Origin of the sequence: Pseudomonas japonica (assembly GCF_013522925.1) — a bacterium.
Taxonomy (GTDB): domain Bacteria; phylum Pseudomonadota; class Gammaproteobacteria; order Pseudomonadales; family Pseudomonadaceae; genus Aquipseudomonas; species Aquipseudomonas japonica_A.
On record NZ_JAAMQU010000014.1, the window covers coordinates 32,651 to 50,939 of the forward strand.

At 62.8% G+C, this 18,289-nt stretch carries 15 protein-coding genes and 1 pseudogene; 8 read left to right on the forward strand and 8 right to left on the reverse strand.

Features of this window, described 5'->3' with window-relative positions:
* Nucleotides 1-7: 7 nt before the first annotated feature.
* The 4 genes from G7016_RS20665 (at nt 8) to gloA (ending at nt 4,254) form a co-directional block, all read left to right on the forward strand.
* Entirely contained in the window at nt 8-1,510 is a 1,503-nt protein-coding gene (locus tag G7016_RS20665) for a mannitol dehydrogenase family protein (RefSeq protein ID WP_181117586.1), read from the forward strand.
* Nucleotides 1,511-1,520: 10 nt separating this feature from the next.
* On the forward strand, nt 1,521-2,993 hold the full coding sequence (gene xylB, locus G7016_RS20670; RefSeq protein WP_181117587.1) for a xylulokinase: 1,473 nt from the start codon (nt 1,521-1,523) through the stop codon (nt 2,991-2,993).
* 164 nt (nt 2,994-3,157) lie between these two features.
* On the forward strand, nt 3,158-3,529 hold the full coding sequence (locus G7016_RS20675; protein ID WP_181117588.1) for a histone-like nucleoid-structuring protein, MvaT/MvaU family: 372 nt from the start codon (nt 3,158-3,160) through the stop codon (nt 3,527-3,529).
* A gap of 194 nt (nt 3,530-3,723) precedes the next feature.
* Complete coding sequence (gene gloA / locus G7016_RS20680; protein ID WP_181117589.1) at nt 3,724-4,254, forward strand: lactoylglutathione lyase; 531 nt, start codon at nt 3,724-3,726, stop codon at nt 4,252-4,254.
* A 4-nt stretch (nt 4,255-4,258) separates the two neighbouring features.
* On the opposite strand, the gene G7016_RS20685 is transcribed toward gloA, so the two are convergent.
* From G7016_RS20685 to G7016_RS20705, 6 genes and pseudogenes are all read right to left on the reverse strand, one after another.
* Complete coding sequence (locus tag G7016_RS20685; protein ID WP_181117590.1) at nt 4,259-6,628, reverse strand: DNA polymerase II; 2,370 nt, start codon at nt 6,626-6,628, stop codon at nt 4,259-4,261.
* Between the two features lie 58 nt (nt 6,629-6,686).
* Complete coding sequence (locus G7016_RS20690) at nt 6,687-6,938, reverse strand: metallothionein (RefSeq protein ID WP_181117591.1); 252 nt, start codon at nt 6,936-6,938, stop codon at nt 6,687-6,689.
* Between the two features lie 147 nt (nt 6,939-7,085).
* Nucleotides 7,086-7,304, reverse strand: a complete 219-nt coding sequence (locus G7016_RS20695) for a hypothetical protein (RefSeq protein ID WP_181117592.1) — start codon at nt 7,302-7,304, stop codon at nt 7,086-7,088.
* 116 nt (nt 7,305-7,420) lie between these two features.
* The gene (locus tag G7016_RS25830) at nt 7,421-8,284 is read right to left on the reverse strand and encodes a methyl-accepting chemotaxis protein (RefSeq protein ID WP_445674603.1); all 864 of its coding nucleotides are present in this window, start codon (nt 8,282-8,284) and stop codon (nt 7,421-7,423) included.
* Nucleotides 8,276-9,052: pseudogene (locus tag G7016_RS25835) on the reverse strand (CHASE3 domain-containing protein); the annotation flags it as partial. The gene G7016_RS25830 and the pseudogene G7016_RS25835, both read right to left, overlap by 9 nt.
* A 150-nt stretch (nt 9,053-9,202) precedes the next feature.
* Entirely contained in the window at nt 9,203-9,520 is a 318-nt protein-coding gene (locus G7016_RS20705) for an RcnB family protein (RefSeq protein ID WP_258195266.1), read from the reverse strand.
* A 224-nt stretch (nt 9,521-9,744) separates the two neighbouring features.
* Here G7016_RS20705 and G7016_RS20710 point away from each other — a divergent pair, with 224 nt between their 5' ends.
* On the forward strand, nt 9,745-11,670 hold the full coding sequence (locus G7016_RS20710) for a hybrid sensor histidine kinase/response regulator (RefSeq protein ID WP_181117594.1): 1,926 nt from the start codon (nt 9,745-9,747) through the stop codon (nt 11,668-11,670).
* A gap of 5 nt (nt 11,671-11,675) precedes the next feature.
* Here the strand turns inward: G7016_RS20710 and G7016_RS20715 are convergent, their stop codons facing one another.
* Both G7016_RS20715 and G7016_RS20720 read right to left on the reverse strand, forming a co-directional pair.
* On the reverse strand, nt 11,676-12,845 hold the full coding sequence (locus G7016_RS20715; protein ID WP_181117595.1) for an HlyD family secretion protein: 1,170 nt from the start codon (nt 12,843-12,845) through the stop codon (nt 11,676-11,678).
* A complete protein-coding gene (locus G7016_RS20720) occupies nt 12,842-14,491 on the reverse strand; it encodes an MFS transporter (RefSeq protein WP_181117596.1) in 1,650 nt (549 codons plus the stop codon). Before G7016_RS20720 ends, G7016_RS20715 begins: the two co-directional genes overlap by 4 nt.
* A 261-nt stretch (nt 14,492-14,752) precedes the next feature.
* Between G7016_RS20720 and G7016_RS20725 the strand changes: the two genes are divergently transcribed.
* The 3 genes from G7016_RS20725 to G7016_RS20735 are packed head-to-tail and all read left to right on the forward strand — an operon-like array spanning nt 14,753 to nt 18,286.
* Complete coding sequence (locus G7016_RS20725) at nt 14,753-15,985, forward strand: 3-methyl-2-oxobutanoate dehydrogenase (2-methylpropanoyl-transferring) subunit alpha (protein WP_181117597.1); 1,233 nt, start codon at nt 14,753-14,755, stop codon at nt 15,983-15,985.
* Between the two features lie 4 nt (nt 15,986-15,989).
* Complete coding sequence (locus G7016_RS20730; RefSeq protein WP_181117598.1) at nt 15,990-17,051, forward strand: alpha-ketoacid dehydrogenase subunit beta; 1,062 nt, start codon at nt 15,990-15,992, stop codon at nt 17,049-17,051.
* Nucleotides 17,051-18,286: a dihydrolipoamide acetyltransferase family protein gene (locus G7016_RS20735; RefSeq protein ID WP_181117599.1), complete on the forward strand. Its 1,236-nt coding sequence runs from the start codon at nt 17,051-17,053 to the stop codon at nt 18,284-18,286. Before G7016_RS20730 ends, G7016_RS20735 begins: the two co-directional genes overlap by 1 nt.
* The last annotated feature ends 3 nt before the right edge of the window (nt 18,287-18,289 follow it).

Here is an 18,289-nt window from a genome sequence, read left to right on the forward strand (position 1 = left end):
AGCCTTCATGACCACTACCCCTCTCACGCTGCGCCTGGATGCACTGGACGACCTCCCCGACGAGGTGAAACGCCCCTCCTACCAACCCGAGCTGCTGGTGCAAGGCATCGTTCACATTGGCGTAGGCGGTTTCCACCGCGCGCACCAGGCGTTTTATACCGATGCCCTGATGAATCAGGGCAAGGCGCTGGACTGGGCTATCTGCGGCGCAGGGCTGCGGGCCGAGGACCGCAAGGCCCGCGACGACCTTGCCGGGCAGGACTACTTCTTTACCTTGTTCGAGCTGGGTGACACCGACGACACCGAAGTGCGCGTGGTCGGCTCGATTCGAGACATGTTGCTGGCCGAAGAATCGCCGGAGGCGCTGATCACCCGCCTGGCCAGCCCGAACATTCGAATCGTGTCGCTCACGATCACCGAAGGCGGCTACTGCATCGACGACAGCACCGGCGAATTCATGGCCCATTTGCCGCTGATCCAGCATGACCTGGCCCATCCCGATACACCCAAGACCGTATTCGGCTTCCTTTGTGCAGCGCTGCAACGCCGGCGCGCGGTGGGCATTCGCCCGTTCACGGTGATGTCCTGCGATAACCTCCCGCACAACGGCCAGGTCGCCCGCAAGGCCTTGCTGGCCTTCGCCCGCCTGGCGGGAGATAACTATGGCGCTGGGCTCGCGCAGTGGATCGAGCAGCAGGTAGCCTTCCCTAATGCAATGGTGGACCGCATAACGCCAATGACCAGCGCCGCGCACCGGCAGCAGTTGCTGGAGCGTCACGGCATCGACGACGCCTGGCCGGTGGTGTGCGAGCCCTTCGTACAATGGGTGCTGGAAGACAACTTCTGCGACGGCCGCCCGGCCTGGGAAGACGTGGGCGTGCAGTTCACCGAAGACGTGACGCCCTACGAAGAAATGAAGATCAAGCTGCTTAATGGCAGCCACCTGGCACTGACCTACCTGGGCTTTTTGCGCGGCTACCGCTTCGTTCACGACACCATGAACGACCCGCTGTTTGTGCAGTACATCCGCGACTACATGAACCTGGACGTCACGCCGCAACTGGCACCTGTGCCAGGCATCGACCTTACGGACTACAAAAACACCCTGATTGAACGCTTTTCCAACCAGGCCATTGCCGACCAGTTGGAACGGGTGTGCTCCGACGGTTCGTCGAAATTCCCCAAGTTCACCGTACCCACGATCAACACACTGATCAGCGACGGTGGCGATTTGAACCGCGCGGCACTGGTGGTGGCTGCCTGGGCGCTGTACCTGCGGGGCGTGGACGAGAAAGGCCAACACTATGCCATTCCCGACCCTCGCGCCGAATTCTGCCAAAGCCTGGTAGCCGAAGATGACGGTCTGGCCGAGCGATTGCTGGGGGTGGTGGAAATCTTTGGCCAGCAGATCCCGGCATCGCCGGAATTCGTCGCAGCATTCGAGGCCCAACTGCACCAGTTGCGTACCTACGGCGTTGAAGGCGCGTTGCGCGCATTGGTGACCCTGTGAGGAGAGCGGCATGTTTCTAGGGATTGATTGCGGAACCCAAGGCACAAAGGCATTGGTGCTCGATGCCGCGAGCGGGCAAGTGCTGGGGCGTGGCGCCGCAGAGCATACGCTGGTGAATGAGCCCAACGGCCGCCGCGAGCAGGACCCGGCAGAGTGGGTGCAGGCATTGATTATCGCCTGCCGCCAGGCGCTCGCCGAATCGGGCGTGCCAGGGGCGGCCATTCAGGCGGTGGGGGTGTCGGGCCAACAACACGGCCTGGTACTGCTAGATGAACAAGGCGAGGTGCTGCGCCCGGCCAAATTATGGTGCGACACCGAAAGCACCCCTGAAAACGACCGCTTGCTGGCCGAACTCGGTGGCAACCAAGGCTCGCTGGAGCGGCTGGGGTTGGCGATCGCGCCGGGCTATACCGTGTCCAAGCTGCTATGGACGCGGGAGCAATTCCCCGAGGTGTTCGAACGTGTCCGCAGCGTGCTCCTGCCTCATGACTATCTCAACTTCTGGCTGAGCGGCCAGCGCTGCAGCGAATACGGTGATGCGTCGGGGACCGGCTATTTCAATGTACGTGAACGCGCGTGGGACTACGCGCTGCTGGACCGCATCGACCCCAGCGGGCGCCTGCGGGCGGCGCTTCCCACGCTGGTCGAGGCGCGTCAGGCCATCGGGCTGGTGAGGCCTGAAGTGGCCGCGCAGTTAGGGATCAACCCCGAGGCGGTCGTGGCCAGCGGCGGCGGTGACAATATGATGGCGGCCATCGGCACTGGGAACATCCAGCCCGGGCTGTTCACCATGAGCCTGGGATCTTCGGGCACGGTATATGGCTTTACCGAAACCCCGGTGGTGTGCGAAGAGCCCGCCGTGGCGACGTTCTGCTCGTCCTCGGGCGGCTGGCTGCCGTTGATCTGCACCATGAACCTTACCAACGTCACCAGTGCCGTGCGCGGCTTGTTCGGCCTGGACCTGGCTGCTTTCAACGACCAGGTTGCCCAGGCACCGATCGGGGCGGACGGCGTGTTGATGCTGCCATTCCTCAACGGTGAACGGGTGCCCGCCCTGCCCCATGCCACCGGCGCGCTATTGGGCTTGACCGCGACTAACCTGAACCCGGGCAACCTGTGCCGCGCGGCTGTCGAAGGCACCACCTTCGGCCTGCGCTACGGCCTGGACCTGCTGCGTGCCGCTGGCATGCACAGCTCGGACATCCGCCTGGCCGGCGGGGGCGCGAAAAGCGCCGTGTGGCGGCAACTGGTGGCTGACGTAATGGCCACTCCGGTGATCTGTACCGTAGAGCCCGAGGCTGCGGCCCTTGGCGCGGCGATACAAGCGGCCTGGTGCGCGGGCGCGGGAGAACTACAAGCACTGTGCGAACGTTGCGTGCAGTTGGACGCCACTACCCGCTGCGAACCGCACCTGGAACACGTGGCGGCGTATCAGCCCGTTTACGAACGCTACCGCCAGCACATACTTTCGTTGGCAACATAGCGCTCGCAGGCTTCGCCTGATGGCCTGCCCCAGCTCCTGCACCCGGCGAGGCCTGCGAAACTCCTTCAACTAACAGCCAAGTAGCAAACTCCATCCGATATTTACTTAATCGACTTCAGGCTCTATTCTCTAGTTACACACTTCATCAGCCGGAGCCGAAAACCATGTCACGACTTGCCGAATTCCGCGCTGCCGAGAAAGCCCTACAAGAGCAACTCGCGCAGCTCGAGGTAATGAAAAACGATGCAGGGCTTAAACGGGAAATCGAATTCGAGCAGAAATTGCTTGGGCTGATGAAGGAGTATGACAAGAGCCTGCGAGATATTATCGCCCTGCTGGATCCGTCCAAGTCATCCTCTTCTCGTGCCGCCGCTCCGGCCGCCGCCCCAAAGACTCGCCGGGCACGCGTAGTGAAGGTTTATGAAAACCCGCACTCGGGTGAACTTATCGAAACCAAGGGCGGCAACCATCGTGGCTTGCGCGCCTGGAAAGACCAATATGGCGCCGACACTGTTGAAGCCTGGGTGCGCCGCTGAACGGTAATATGCTTCACGCTTTTTTCACAGGGCTACGCGCAGGATGAAGGTCGCTGAAGGAACAGCGCCCCATATGCCCGCTTCGGCGGGCTTCTTCTTTTCTGCCCCATGGCAGCCGCTGTATGGCCTTGCGCCCCGCGTCGTACCCCTTCCGCAGAACCGCCTCATGGCTTGCATGCATCAGGAGTAACTTCATGACACTCACCACCCTCGACACCGTCCCGGGCGTTACCGCGCAGCCGGACGCCGCTACCCAGGGCTTCGTGTTCAATCACACCATGCTGCGTGTAAAGGACATCACCCGCTCGCTGGATTTCTATACCCGTGTGCTGGGGTTCAGCCTGGTGGAAAAACGGGACTTTCCTGACGCTCAGTTCAGCCTCTACTTTCTGGCGCTGGTGGAGCGCGACAGCATTCCCCAGGACGATGCCGAGCGTAATCGCTGGATGAAGTCGATCCCCGGCGTACTTGAACTAACCCACAATCATGGTAGTGAAAACGACGCCAGCTTTGCCTATCACAACGGCAATAGCGACCCGCGCGGCTTCGGTCATATCTGTGTATCGGTGCCCGACATTCACGCCGCTTGCGAGCGTTTCGAACAACTGGGCGTGACCTTCCAGAAACGCTTGAGCGATGGCCGCATGAAGAGCCTTGCGTTTATCAAGGACCCGGACGATTACTGGGTGGAAATCATTCAGCCCACGCCGTTGGCAAGCGAATAACGGACTAACGCCCGGGGCTGTGCTCGAACAGCCCCAACTGTTCTCCGGTCAAATCACCGAAGTCTTCCCCAATAAACGGCAAGATGGCGTCGGCCACGGGCTGTAACTGGCGGCTGATGTAATGTTCGTAATCGAGCGGTGCCTGTCGCGCTTCCAATGGCTCGGGCCCCTGGGTAGTCATGACATAGCTGATCCAGCCGCCTCGCTGGTATTGCGCCGGGCGGCCGTGGGCATGGTTGTAGGCATCGGCCAGGCGGGCTGCCCGAACATGGGGCGGCACGTTACGAACATAGTCGGCCAATGGTCGCCGCAGGCGCTTGCGGTAAACCAGCAGCGGGTCCAGCTCCCCGGCGCGGGTCCGCCGAACATATTCGCGCACATAGCCCTGGCAGGGTTCGCCGGTGAACACCTTGAGGTACAACGCCTGCTGAAACTCCCGAGCAAGCGGTGACCAGTCGGTGCGTACCGTTTCCAACCCCTTGAATACCATACGCGGGCCTTGGCCTGCGGTTTCTACCAAGCCGGCGTAGCGTTTCTTGCTGCCTTCCTCCGCGCCACGGATGGTGGGCATCAGGAAGCGCTTGAAATGCGTTTCGAACTGCAACTCCAGGGCGCTCGTCAGGCCGAGCGTGCCAGCCAGATGTTCGCGCCACCACTGATTGACGTGCGCCAACAGCCGCGCGCCGATGGCGCTGGCTTCGTTCTCGGTGTGTTCGCGTTTCAGCCATACGAAGGTGGAATCGGTATCCCCGTAGATGACGGTGTACCCCTGGGCTTCGATCAGCTCCCGGGTTTGCCGCATGATCTGCTGGCCGCGCAGGGTTATGGAGGATGCCAGCCGAGGGTCGAAAAAGCGGCAACCAGGCGAGCCGAGCACGCCGTAGAAAGCATTCATGATGATCTTCAACGCCTGGGCCAGCGGCACGTTGCCGTCGCGCTTGGCTTGCTCGCGGCCATTCCATACGCGCTCGACAATGGCCGGTAGTGCATGGCAGCCACGGGAGAACCAGGCATCGCGGAAACCCTCGACCGCCTCCTCCGGGGCGGCCAAACCCTCGATCAACCCTACCGGGTCAACCAGGAAGGTACGGATGATGGAGGGGTACAGGCTTTTGTAATCCAGTACCAACACCGAGGCGTACAGCCCGGGCCGTGAATCCATCACGAAGCCTCCGGGGCTGGCCTGCGGCATACGCTCGCCGCGGTTGGGGGCCACGCGGCCAAGCCGATGCATGGCTGGCAGGTAGAGGTGATCGAACGCCGCCACGGATCCCCCGTTGCGGTCAACCGGCAGGCCGGTGACGCAGGCACGCTCCAGCATGAAAGCCAGCAGCTGGGTGTGTTCGAAAATCCGTGTAACCAGTTCGCAATCGCGCAGGTTGTACCGCGCCAGCGCAGGCTTGTCCTCGGTAAACATGCGTTCGATGGAAGCCAGGCGCTGGTACACGTTGTCGATGGCCTTGCCCTCGCCGAGCAAGGTTTGCGCGAGATGCTCGAGGCTGAAGGATTCGAACCGCCAGAACGCCGACCGAAGGCCTTCAATGCCGTCGATGATCAGGCGCCCCGCTGCCGATGCGAAGTAATGCGCATGTTCCGGATGCTCCCGCCAGCTCATGGCCTGACCGCCACGCCCGAGCAGCAGCGGCACGCCATAGCGCCGGCTATGCTCGTGCAGGATGCGCAGGTCGAACTGCACCACGTTCCAGCCGATGATGCCGTCCGGGTCATGGTCGGCGAACCAGCCATTAAGGGCAGTCAGCAGCGCAGGCGTATCGGAAAAGTACTCAAGCTGGAAATCCACCTCCGCCGGTTGCGAGGGGCGCGCACCCAGCATCATCACCACGCGCTGGCCGCAGCCCTCCAGGCCCACGCAGAACAGGTTGCCGTGACGGTCGGTTTCGATATCCAGGGACACCAGCCTCAGCCGCGGTCGATACGCCGGGGCGGGGCGCACGTCCCCCCGCCAGGTGTCGTCGCCCGAGGCATGCGCTATAAAAGAGACCGGGGCGGTAATGAACCGCTCCATCAGGTACCGGTCAGCGGGGCGCACGTCTGCTTCATACACATCGACCCCGCCCTGGCGCAGCCGCTGCGCCAGGTCCAGCAGTTGCCGATAATGTGTGCAATACAGGCCAGCTACCGGGCGATGGCGAAAATCCTTGAGGGACAACGCGCGGATGGACACCCCCGCTTCGCCTGAGACCAGTTGCTCGGCGCGTGCCCGTTGGGCCTGCGGCAGGAAAGCAACCTGAGGCTGACACAGCAGCCGCAGGCACAACGGGCCATCATCGGTGGCCAGCCAGAGGGTAACCTCGGTGCCCTCGGCCGTATCGGCCCAATGGCGGGTGAGGATGAAACCATGGCGCAGGGGCAACGCGAAGTCCTCGCAGGTGGGCTGGCAAGTTTACCCGCCCTTCCCCGCTACCGACAGCTCAGGGTGAAATGGGGTCACTGGCCGGGAAGGTTTCGTCTACCGCATGGTCGACCTTGTCATGCCCCTTCCCCTCCTCGCGGGTTTTCACGCCCGTACTACCGCATTCGCAACCGGCCATGGCACAGGGCTCGCCGTCCAGATGATCCACCGAACAGGCCACGCAGCAGTACCACTGCCCTTTTACTTCAACCCCTTCGGTGTGCTCGGCAGTGCAGTCGCAGCCGGAACAGTTACATGTCTTGTCTGCCATTTCAGTCTCCAGGCGCTGGGTGTAAGGCGGTGAGCCTTTTCGTTACGGCCTCAAGGTTATGAATGGCGCAGCGCGGGGGAAGTTTCCAATAACGCAAAAAGCGATGCCCCTTTTCAGGGGCATCGCCTGGGTTTGCAAGGGCGTTACTCAGTAGCGCTGATACTGCGAACCGAATTCCTTGCGGTTGTCGGCGACCAGTACGGCTTTGTCCTTGGCTGCCGGTTGGGCCTGGCTGGCGACGACCTTGGCGGCAGGGGCGCTGGCGGCAGCAGTGTGAGCGATCATCGAAGGCTGCTGGGGCACGGCATAAGCACTGGCGGCGGAAAAGGCTGATACGGCGAGGGCAAGGGCGATGGCACGTTTCATGGTAAAGCTCCTTCAGGGGGTGGGTAACTGTGTGTGGAGTAACCTTAACCGCCCTCGCCGCCGCCGGGAAAATCAACGCGCGCATAGTAAACATCAGCGCGGATGATACATCGGCGCTACAAGCTGAATTGCCGTACCTGCCGCTCCAGCGCCTGCGCCAGCCGCTCGATTTCTTCGGCGCTACGCGATGCACCGGCGATACCGTGGTTCGCCTGTTGCGCCATCTGTGCGATCCGCTCCACATTGCGCGCCACGTCCTGGCTGGCGGCGGATTGCTGTTGCAGGGCAACCGATATCTGATCCACGGCCGCGATGATCTTTCCCGAACCGCCGCGGATATGGTCAATGGCCTGATTGGCCGTCTGCGCCAGGCGCAAGCCATCGTTCACCTGCTCTACGCCTACCTGCATCTTGTTGACTGCCTCGTGCGCACTGCCCTGGATCTTCTGGATCATGTCGCCAATTTCCTGGGTGGACTTGCCGGTACGCTGCGCGAGCAGGCGCACTTCGTCAGCCACTACCGCAAAGCCGCGGCCCTGTTCGCCGGCGCGGGCGGCTTCGATGGCAGCGTTGAGGGCCAGCAGGTTGGTTTGCTCGGAAATGGCCGTGATCACATTGACGATCGAGGTGATCTGCTCGATTTGCCGGCCCAGCTCGGCCACCTGGTCGGCGGAGGTCTGCACCGTTCCGGCGATCTGCCCCATGCTTTGCAGCGTTTGCTGGATAACCGCCCCGCCTTCGTGAGATTGCTGCCCGGAGTCTGCGGAAATATCCCTGGCCTCGGTGGCGCTGTTGGCTACATGGCTGATGCTGACAGTCAATTGCTCCACGGTTGCGGCCATGGTGGCGGCCGAGCTGGACTGGTCCTGCGCGGCATTGGACAGGTCATTGGAGGTGGAAGCGATGTTGCGGGCGGCCAGCACCAGGTTCTGGCTGCCGGACAGAATCTCGTGAATCATTTCCCGCAAGCGCTGCTGCATGGCCGCGAAAGCGGTATAAAGCTGGCCAATCTCGTCGCTGGAACGATCATCGATACGTTGGTCCAGGCGCCCGCCGGCAATGCCTCGGGCTACTTCAATCGCACCGCTGATACGGCGGCGAATGGAAGTCGAAAGGCCCGCTGCAATGCCCAGCGCGAGCAAAGCTGCCACCAGCCCGCCGATGATAAGGCTGCCTAGCGCGAAGCGTTCCGCGCCCTGCAAGGCGTCGCTGCGCGCGCCCAGCAACTTTTGCTCATCGCCGCGAATGTCGGCCAGCAGCGCGCGCATTCCGTCCATGTGGGTTTTATCCTGGCGCGCAATAATCCGCTCGGTCAGGGCGCTCAATGGCTGGGTGCCGCCGTTCACCTGTCGGCGCAGGGCCAGGGTGCCTTCGATGTCCTGGCTCAGCCAGGCTTGCTGAACGCCGCGCAGGTCGTCCAGGCGCTTCTGTTGCGTGGGATTGTCGGAGGTGAGCTTTTTCAGCTCGGTCCAGGCCTGCTCGAAGGTCTGGCGGCCCTGATCGTAAGGGCCAAGGAAGTCATCCTGGCCTGTAAGGGCGAAACCCCGCATGCCCGTTTCGATATTAAGCAGGCCTTCCAGGGCCTGATCGGCCCGGCCCATCACCTGGTAGGTATGGATGGTCCAGTCCACGTTGTCGTTGACTTGGGAAAACCCCTGCCGCGCCACCACCACCAGTACCACGATGATAAGGATGATCACGCCGAAACCGGCGCTCAGTTTCTGGGTGATCGAGAGCTTCGACAGCATGAGAAATCCTCTGGCGGAATACGGCTTGAACAGCAGGCCGCGCAAGAGACAACTGTAGCTGCGTTACAGCGGTTGGTATCCCGGCCTGTACCGGGGCAGATCTCCAGGGTGGCGCAAGCGCAGCGCCACCCTGGTGGGTATTACCCGCAATCACTTCTTGTCGCGAATCTCCTTGATCACCGAGTTTTCGCGATTGACCATTACATACTTGCCTCTGATCTCAACCCATTGGGCGTTGTCGTCAGGAGCCGTCAGGCCCTTTTCCTTCCAGTTATGGATAGCGGTATCGTCGCGGGTGTACATGTCCGGGGCCTTGTCGCCGTTGGTATAGCAGCGGCCATGGCCGAGGAAGTCGGTCCATACCGCGTCAGGCTTGCAATCGCTGGGTTTTTCATCGGTCGCATTCGCCATCAGTGGGCTGAGGCACAGCAGGCCAGCCAGTACTACCGCATATCGTTTATCGCGCATCATTCACCTCGTCTCAGGCGGGCAACCGGCCCACTTTCCGAAGGCCCGGCCAGTAGCCGAACCCCTTTGCGTATGGAAGCCGCCGGGGCCTGAAAGTTTCTTCGCCGCGCAGGCAAAAGCGAAACGGGGTCATAGCCGTTTGTACGTCAGGCTTGCAGCCGCCGCAGGGGCCGTTAAAATCAGTGTCCGGCTGAAACCCTCCGCCCTACCGAGTAAAGCCGCAGATGCCCGATAGCGCTCCTTTGCATTTGATCGACGACAGCAGCCGGTACCGCCTGCTGCTCGACGCCGTTACCGATTACGCCATTTACATGCTCGGCCCCGATGGGCACGTCACCAGCTGGAATACCGGCGCTCGCCGGTTCAAGGGCTATGAAGAGGCTGAAATTCTCGGGCACCACTTTTCCCGTTTCTATACCGAGGAAGACAAGGCCGCCGGCTTGCCCGATCGCGCGCTCGCTATTGCCGCCCGGGAGGGGCGGTTCGAGAACGAAGGCTGGCGCGTGCGCAAGGATGGCACCCGCTTCTGGTGCCACGTGGTCATCGACCCGATCTACTCGTCGGCAGGCGCAGTGCTTGGCTATGCCAAGGTTACCCGCGACCTTACCGAGCGGCGGCTGGCCGAGCAGGAATTGCGTCGCAGCGAACAGCAATTCCGGCTGCTGGTGCAGGGCGTGGTGGACTACGCCATTTACATGCTTGACCCCACGGGTGTGATCACTAACTGGAACGCCGGGGCCCAGCGCATCAAGGGGTATCTGCCAGAGGAGGTGATCGGCAGGCATTTCTCGATGTTCTACCCCGCGGCTGAGCGCGAGCGCCAGGAGCCGCAGCGCGGGTTGCGCACCGCCTTGGCCGAGGGCCGCTTCGAGAACCAGGGCTGGCGGGTGCGCAAGGACGGCAGCACCTTCTGGGCGAACGTAGTGATCGACCCTATCCATAACGAGGCGGGCGAGCTGATCGGCTTCGCCAAGGTGACTCGGGACATCACCGAATCCCGTGAGAAAGAGCTGGCACTGGAGCAGGCTCGCGAAGCGTTGTTCCAGTCGCAGAAGATGGAGTCGCTTGGCCAGCTCACCGGGGGCATCGCCCATGACTTCAACAACCTGCTGATGGTGGTGCTGGGCAGCCTGGAGATTGTGCGAAAACGGCTGCCCCACGACCCACGTATCACACCGTTGCTGGAGAACGCCATCCAGGGCGCCGAACGCGGCGCCTCGCTGACCAAGCGTATGCTGGCCTTCGCCCGTCGCCAGCAGCTTAGCCTGGCGCAAGTGGACCTCGGCGCAGTGATACGCGGGATGTCCGAGTTGATGCAAAGCTCGATCGGCCCCCGCATTCACATCGAGACGCGGTTCCCACTGTCTATCCGCCCTGTTATGGCCGACAGCAATCAACTGGAGCTGGCAGTGTTGAACCTGGCGGTAAACGCCAGGGATGCCATGCCGGACGGCGGCACCTTGACGATCGAACTGCATGAGCGAGCAGTGGCCAGCGACACGCTGGGCCTGCGCGCAGGCAATTACATGTGCCTGTCCCTTCGCGACACCGGGGAAGGGATGGATTCCGCCACTCTGGCGCGTGCCACCGAGCCGTTCTTTACCACCAAGGGGATCGGCAAGGGAACCGGGCTGGGGTTGTCAATGGTGCATGGCTTGTGCGAGCAGAGCGGCGGCAAGTTCATATTGCACAGCAGCCGCCCGGGCGGCACTACCGCGCAGATGTGGTTCCCCGTAGCCGTTGGCGAAGACAGCCCCGTTTGCCCGGCGCAGCCCCCCAGTGAGGTGACAACCGCTGTAGGCCAACGTGTGATTCTGGCCGTTGACGACGACCCGCTGATCCTCATGAGCACCACTGCCATGCTGGAAGACCTGGGTTATCAGGTGCTCCCGGCCGCCTCGGCCGAGCAGGCGATGGCACTGCTGGAGCAGCACGGAGCAGCTATCGATGGGCTGGTGACCGACAATGTGATGCCTGGTTTGTCAGGTGTGCAGCTGATCGAACGTGCCCACCGTTACCTGCCGTCGCTGCCTGCCGTGCTGGTGAGCGGCTTCGGCGAAGACACCGACGCCGCCTCTACCGCAGTGTCGCAACTGGCCAAGCCATTCGATCAGGCCATGCTCGCTCGGGTGCTCGCGAAGTTGTGGTAAGGCTCCTACCGGGTTACCGGCCGGTCCTGCTCTACTTCAAACCCTGTGTCCACGCTGACCACCACCGATAATCCCGGGCGCAGGCGGCGGGCCTCTGGCTGGCCGGGGTCCACGATAATGCGCACCGGAATACGCTGGGCAATTTTCACGAAGTTGCCGGTGGCGTTGTCGGCCTGCAGCAGGCTGAACTCTATGCCGGTGGCCGGGGCGATTTCCTGGATTTTCCCGGTGAAGCGCCTGTGATTGAGGGCGTCGACGGTAAAGCTCGCCGGCTGGCCGATACGCATGTTGGCCATCTGGGTTTCCTTGAAATTGGCGATGACCCACGCCGTGTCCGGCACCAGCGCCATCAACTGCGCGCCCGAGTTTACCCAGCCGCCAAGGCGCACCCCGATCTGGCCCAGTTGCCCATCGCGTGGGGCGGTCACCCGGGTATTGTCAAGGTCGATGCGCGCCAGTTCCAGCGCCGCCACCGCATTGCTCACCGCCGCCTCCAGCGAATCGCGGTTTACGTCCACACTGCGCAGATCTTCCTCGGCGATTTTTACCGCCGCGTTGGCTTGCGCCAGGCTGGCCTTGGCCTGCGCAGCGGCTGCCCGGCTGACGTCCAGCTCGCTGCGTGAAATCGAACCATCAGGCGCCAGGGCCAGGCTGCGCTGAAGGTCAGCGGCGGCCTTGGTGGCTTGCGCCTGGGCGCTGCCTACAGCCGCCTTGCGCTGCTCCACGGTGGCCTGAGCGCTGCGCTTCTGCTGCCGGTTGTTGGCCAGTGCCGCTCGCTGGGACGCCAGGTTAGCCTCAGCCTGAGCCAGCCGCTGGCGATAGATGCGATCATCCAGCCGTACCAGCAGGTCCCCGGCTTTCACGAACTGGAAATCCTGAACCGGCACCTCGAACACATAACCGCTGAGCTGCGGGCTGATAAGGGTAACTTGCCCGCGCACCAGCGCGTTCTCCGTGCTCTCGATCGCGCTGGCGAACGGTGGCAGCTGCCACGCATAGAGCACCACCAATACGCCCAACAGCGCCAGGCTACCGAAGGCCAGCGCGGAAAGTACCTTGGTACGCCGCGGGCGGGTTTCGGCCACCCGGTCGGCGGGCGGTGTCTGGCCTTCCGGAGTAGCGGCGATGGCGGTGGTCGTAGTGGCTTGCGGCGTGGGCTGCGTGGTGTCGGTCATGAACGATTGCCGGAAGATTGGGCACTGGCTGCCTGAGCAGCACGGGCATTGCTGGCAAGCCAGAGTACGCGTATGGACATCCAGATCAGCGTAAGGATCGCGATGATCGCAATCAGCATGAACACGTCGTTATAGGCCATTACGTTGGCTTCCCGGGTGGTGGCATTGGCCAGCAAGCGCAGGCCTTGGACAGCGCGTGCCTGGGTGTCAGCGATAGCCTGGGCGTAGCTTGCGCCCCCGCTGGCTATCCGCGCAGCCACACGAGGATCGGTGGCCATCAACTGCTCGACGAGATGACTGGAATGAAACTTTTCCCGGGCCGCTTGCCAGGTGCCCAGCAAGGCGGCCCCCAACAGCCCACCCAGGTTCTGGGCAATCCCGAACAGCACCGAAAAGCTCACCAGGTTGCGTGGGTTGGCAATGACGTTGCGAGTGCCCAGCACCATGGTTGGGCCGAGGAAGTAGGTGCTGCCGAAGGCCAGCAGAAACTGGCTTGCATACAGCTGCGGTGGCCGGGTGAGGTTGTTGGAAAAGCTGTCCATCAAGGCGCCTATCGCCATCATTCCCACCGACACCAGCAGCGGGCGGAACAGATGGTCAGGGTGAATGGTGAGCGCACTGATCGCCAACCCCGCCACGCTGCCGATCAACATCACGACATACAGGCTGAACAATTGCTCGCTGCCCATGTTCAAGTACTGCATGAAGCCGACCGCGCCGGTGGATTGTTCCGAGGTGACCATACGGATCAATACCACCGCCAGGCCAAGCCGCACTATGGGACCGCTGCCCAACCAACGGGTCATCAGCAGCGGGTTGCGGCGGTTATGCTCGATGCACAGGCCCGCGAGAATCAAAACAATAGCGGCGGCGAGCGCAATACCAATCCAGGGTGCGTCAAGCCACCACTCGATTCGGCCCAGGGACAACACCGCTACCAGCAGCCCCACCCCCGGCGCCAGCAAGGCGAACGTGAGGAAATCCAGTGGCTCGAAGGTATGAAAGCGGTCCCCTGGCGGCAGTTTGAGCCAGAACACGCACGCCAGCGCCGTGGTCGCCAGGCCCAGTTCAAACAGGTAAAGGCCCCGCCATTCGGCAATCTGCAAAAGGTCTTCAGACACCAACCGGGCGAGCGGCAACGCAAGCTGCGCCGTGCCCAGGCCTAGCACCAATGCCTTGAGGCGCCACTTTGCCGGCAACGCCTGGATCATGTAATACAGCCCCAGTGAGCTGAGCGCCGCGCCCACCATGCCATGGGCCGCGCGTACGGCTATGGCCGAGCCCAGGTCATTGACGAACAGGTGCGCCAGGGTCACTACCACATACAGGCCCAGAAAAACCTCGGTGAAGGCCCGCAGCCCGAACTGCTGGCGAAACTTCACCAACAGCAGGTTCATGGTCACATTGGTCATTACGTAAGCGGCAGGCAACCAGGCGATCTCGGCGCTGGTTACACCCAGAGCGCCCTGCAGGTACACCAGGTTTGCGGTCACTAGCGCATTGCCCAGCCCCCCGGTGATGCCCACCAGCAATCCCACCAAGGCATAAGCGATCCGGCGAGGGGTGGGGTGCAAGGGCGTCGACGGCGAGCCTGGCATTGACGGCCGCTCGTGGGGCTCCCATTCACGGGGTGCGTACCGGTCCATACCCTTACCTGAAGTTGACTGTGGCTTAGTAGCGGCCGGGAACAAAAAGTTTCGGCCCTGATGGCATCACTCATCCCTGGCAAGAGGGGTCTCCTTCCAGGGCATTTATTCCTTCCGGCACGCCGTGGGCAGAACGTTTGCCCTGCCTCGCGGCAAGCCTTCGCTTCAAAAGAGAAAAAAACTCTACCTTTGGGGGCCTAGAATTATTCCCATGCAGCTTCAGCAACTCCCCAATAAACACAAGATCGAGGGTTGTAGAACGTGGACGCCGATGAACCGCTACGCCTGCACGTGCCTGAGCCATCAGGCCGGCCAGGTTGCCAGACCGACTTCAGTTACCTTCAGCTGCGCCCCGCCGGCAGCGCCCGCAAGCCGCCCATTGATATTGACGCACGCGATACTGCCGACCTGGCAGTGGGCCTGGTGCGCGTACTCGACGAGAACGATCAGGCCGTAGGCCCCTGGGCCGAGCCGATCGCTATGGAAACCCTCCATGCCGGCTTGCGAACCATGGTCAAGACCCGGGTATTCGACACGCGGATGGTGACCGCCCAGCGGCAGAAGAAAATGTCCTTCTACGTGCAAAGCCTGGGCGAGGAAGCCATCGGCACCGCCCATGCCCTTGCGCTGCGAAACGATGACATGTGCTTTCCCACCTACCGGCAGCAAAGCATCCTGTTGGCTCGGCAGGTACCGCTGTTCGAAATGATCTGCCAGCTGTTTTCCAACGAATGCGACCCGCTCAAGGGCCGTCAGCTGCCGGTGATGTACTCCAACAAGGCCGCGGGGTTCTTCAGTATTTCCGGCAACCTGGCCACCCAGTTCGTGCAAGGCGTGGGCTGGGCCATGGCCTCGGCGATCCGTGGCGATACCCGCATCGCGTCGGCCTGGATCGGCGATGGTTCTACCGCCGAATCGGATTTCCACACCGCCCTTACCTTCGCACACGTGTACCGCGCGCCGGTGATCCTCAACGTGGTGAATAACCAGTGGGCGATCTCCAGCTTCCAGCACATTGCCGGCGGTGAGGCAACGACGTTCGCTGGCCGCGGCGTGGGCAGCGGCATCGCCTCGCTGCGGGTGGATGGCAACGACTTCCTCGCGGTGCATGCCGTTTCCCGCTGGGCGGCGGAGCGCGCCCGCAGCAATCTGGGCCCAACCTTGATCGAGTGGGTGACCTACCGCGCCGGCCCGCACTCAACCTCGGACGACCCGTCCAAATATCGCCCCGCCGATGACTGGGCCCACTTCCCGTTGGGGGACCCGATCCTGCGCCTCAAGCGTCACCTGATCGCCCTGGGTGAATGGTCCGAAGCCCAGCACGAGGCCCTGGTAGCCGAGCTCGAACAGGAGGTGATCAGCGCAACCCGCGAAGCGGAGCGCCACGGCACCCTCGGGGGCGACGCTTACGCCAGCGCCGCGACCATCTTCGAGGACGTGTATCACGACATGCCTGCGCACCTGCGCCGCCAGCGCCAGCAGATGGGGATTTGAGCACATGAACAGCCCACAACAGATCGACCATCCAAGCGTTTCGCAGGACACCCGGGCGATGACCATGGTGCAGGCGATCCGCTCTGCCTTGGACGTGATGCTCGAACGCGATCCCACCGTGGTCACCTTTGGCGAAGACGTCGGATATTTCGGCGGGGTATTTCGCTGCACCGAGGGCTTGCAGGCCAAATACGGCAAAAGCCGCGTGTTCGACACGCCCATCTCCGAAAGCGGCATTGTAGGGGTGGCAGTCGGCATGGGCGCCTACGGCCTGCGCCCGGTTGCCGAAATCCAGTTCGCCGACTACGTGTACCCGGCCTACGACCAGCTCACCTCAGAGGCCGCGCGCCTGCGCTTCCGGTCGGCGGGTGACTTCACTGCGCCGATCACCGTACGTATGCCGTGCGGTGGCGGGATCTATGGCGGGCAAACCCACAGCCAAAGCCCGGAAGCCATCTTTACCCAGGTGTGCGGGTTGCGCACAGTGATGCCGTCCAACCCCTATGACGCCAAAGGTTTGCTGATCGCCGCCATCGAATGCGATGACCCGGTAATCTTCCTGGAGCCCAAACGCTTGTACAACGGGCCCTTTGATGGCCATCACGATCGCCCGGTAACCGCCTGGTCCGCTCATGCGGCCAGCGCCGTGCCCGAAGGTTACTACCGGGTACCCCTGGACAGCGCCGCTGTGGTGCGCGCCGGCAGCGAGGTGACGGTGATCACCTACGGCACCACGGTGCACGTAGCCCTTGCCGCGGCCAGCGAGACGGGCGTGGACGCAGAGGTGATCGACCTGCGCAGCCTCTGGCCACTGGACCTGGACACGCTGGTGGAGTCCGTGAAAAAAACCCGCCGCTGCGTGATCGTGCATGAGGCTACGCAAACCTGCGGGTTGGGCGCCGAGCTGTTGGCTCTGGTGCAAGAGCACTGCTTCTACTGGCTGGAGGCGCCTATCGAACGGGTGGCGGGCTGGGATACCCCCTACCCTCACGCTCAGGAATGGGCTTACTTCCCTGGGCCTACCCGCGTGGGCGCGGCGCTCAAGCGTGTGATGGAGGTGCGTTGATGGGCCAGCATGTGATCAAGATGCCCGACATTGGCGAAGGCATCGCCCAGGTGGAACTGGTGGAGTGGTACGTGAAGGTTGGCGATACGGTCACTGAAGACCAGGTGCTGGCCGATGTGATGACCGACAAGGCCACTGTGGAAATCCCCAGCCCGGTTTCTGGCCAGGTTGTCGCCCTTGGCGCTACGCCGGGGCAGACCATGGCTGTTGGCAGTGAGCTGATTCGCCTGGAAGTTGAAGGCGCCGGCAATCTCAAGGTATCCGCAACGCCTGCACCTGCAGCGGCGTCGCCTGCTCCAGTTGTTTCTGCGCCACCCCCTCAGCCCGCCGTTACGCCAGAGGTAGTGGCCAAAGCGCCTGAACCTGAGGTAACCACCGAGCGCCCGCTGGCCTCCCCAGCCGTGCGCAAGCGCGCCTGGGACGCCGGGATCGACCTGGCCGCCGTCAAAGGTAGCGGCCCGGCGGGGCGGATCGTTCACGCCGACCTGGACGCCGCACAGCAGCCGCTGGGTAAGAGGCCCGCTTGCGCTGCCAAGGATTTGGTACAGCCGGTGCCAGTGATCGGCCTGCGCCGAAAGATCGCCGAGCGCATGCAGGAGGCCACTCGCCGCGCCGCACATTTCAGCTATGTGGAGGAGATAGACGTTACGGCGTTGGAGGCCCTGCGCCAGCAACTCAACGGTAAATGGGGCGAGGCGCGGGGCAAGCTCACGCTGCTGCCGCTGCTGGTACGCGCACTGGTAGTGGCGTTGCGCGATTTCCCCCAGCTCAACGCTCGGTACAACGACGAACAGCAGGTGGTGGAGCGCCACAGCGCGGTGCATGTGGGGATCGCCACACAGGGCGACCACGGCTTGTTGGTACCCGTGCTACGCGATGCCCAACAGCGAGACCTGTGGGGCAACGCCAATGAAATCACCCGCATCGCAGCAGCGGCTCGCCACGGCAAGGCAGAGCGGGAAATCCTCTCGGGGTCGACCATCACACTCACCAGCCTCGGCGCACTGGGGGGCATTGTTTCCACGCCAGTGCTGAACCTGCCGGAAGTGGCCATCGTGGGGGTGAACCGGATGGTCGAGCGGCCAATGGTAGTGGATGGCCAGATCGTGATCCGCAAGATGATGAACCTCTCCAGTTCGTTCGACCACCGGGTGGTGGATGGCATGGACGCTGCCCGGTTCATCCAGGCGGTACGCCAGCTCCTCGAACAGCCTGCCACCCTCTTCATCGAATAAGGC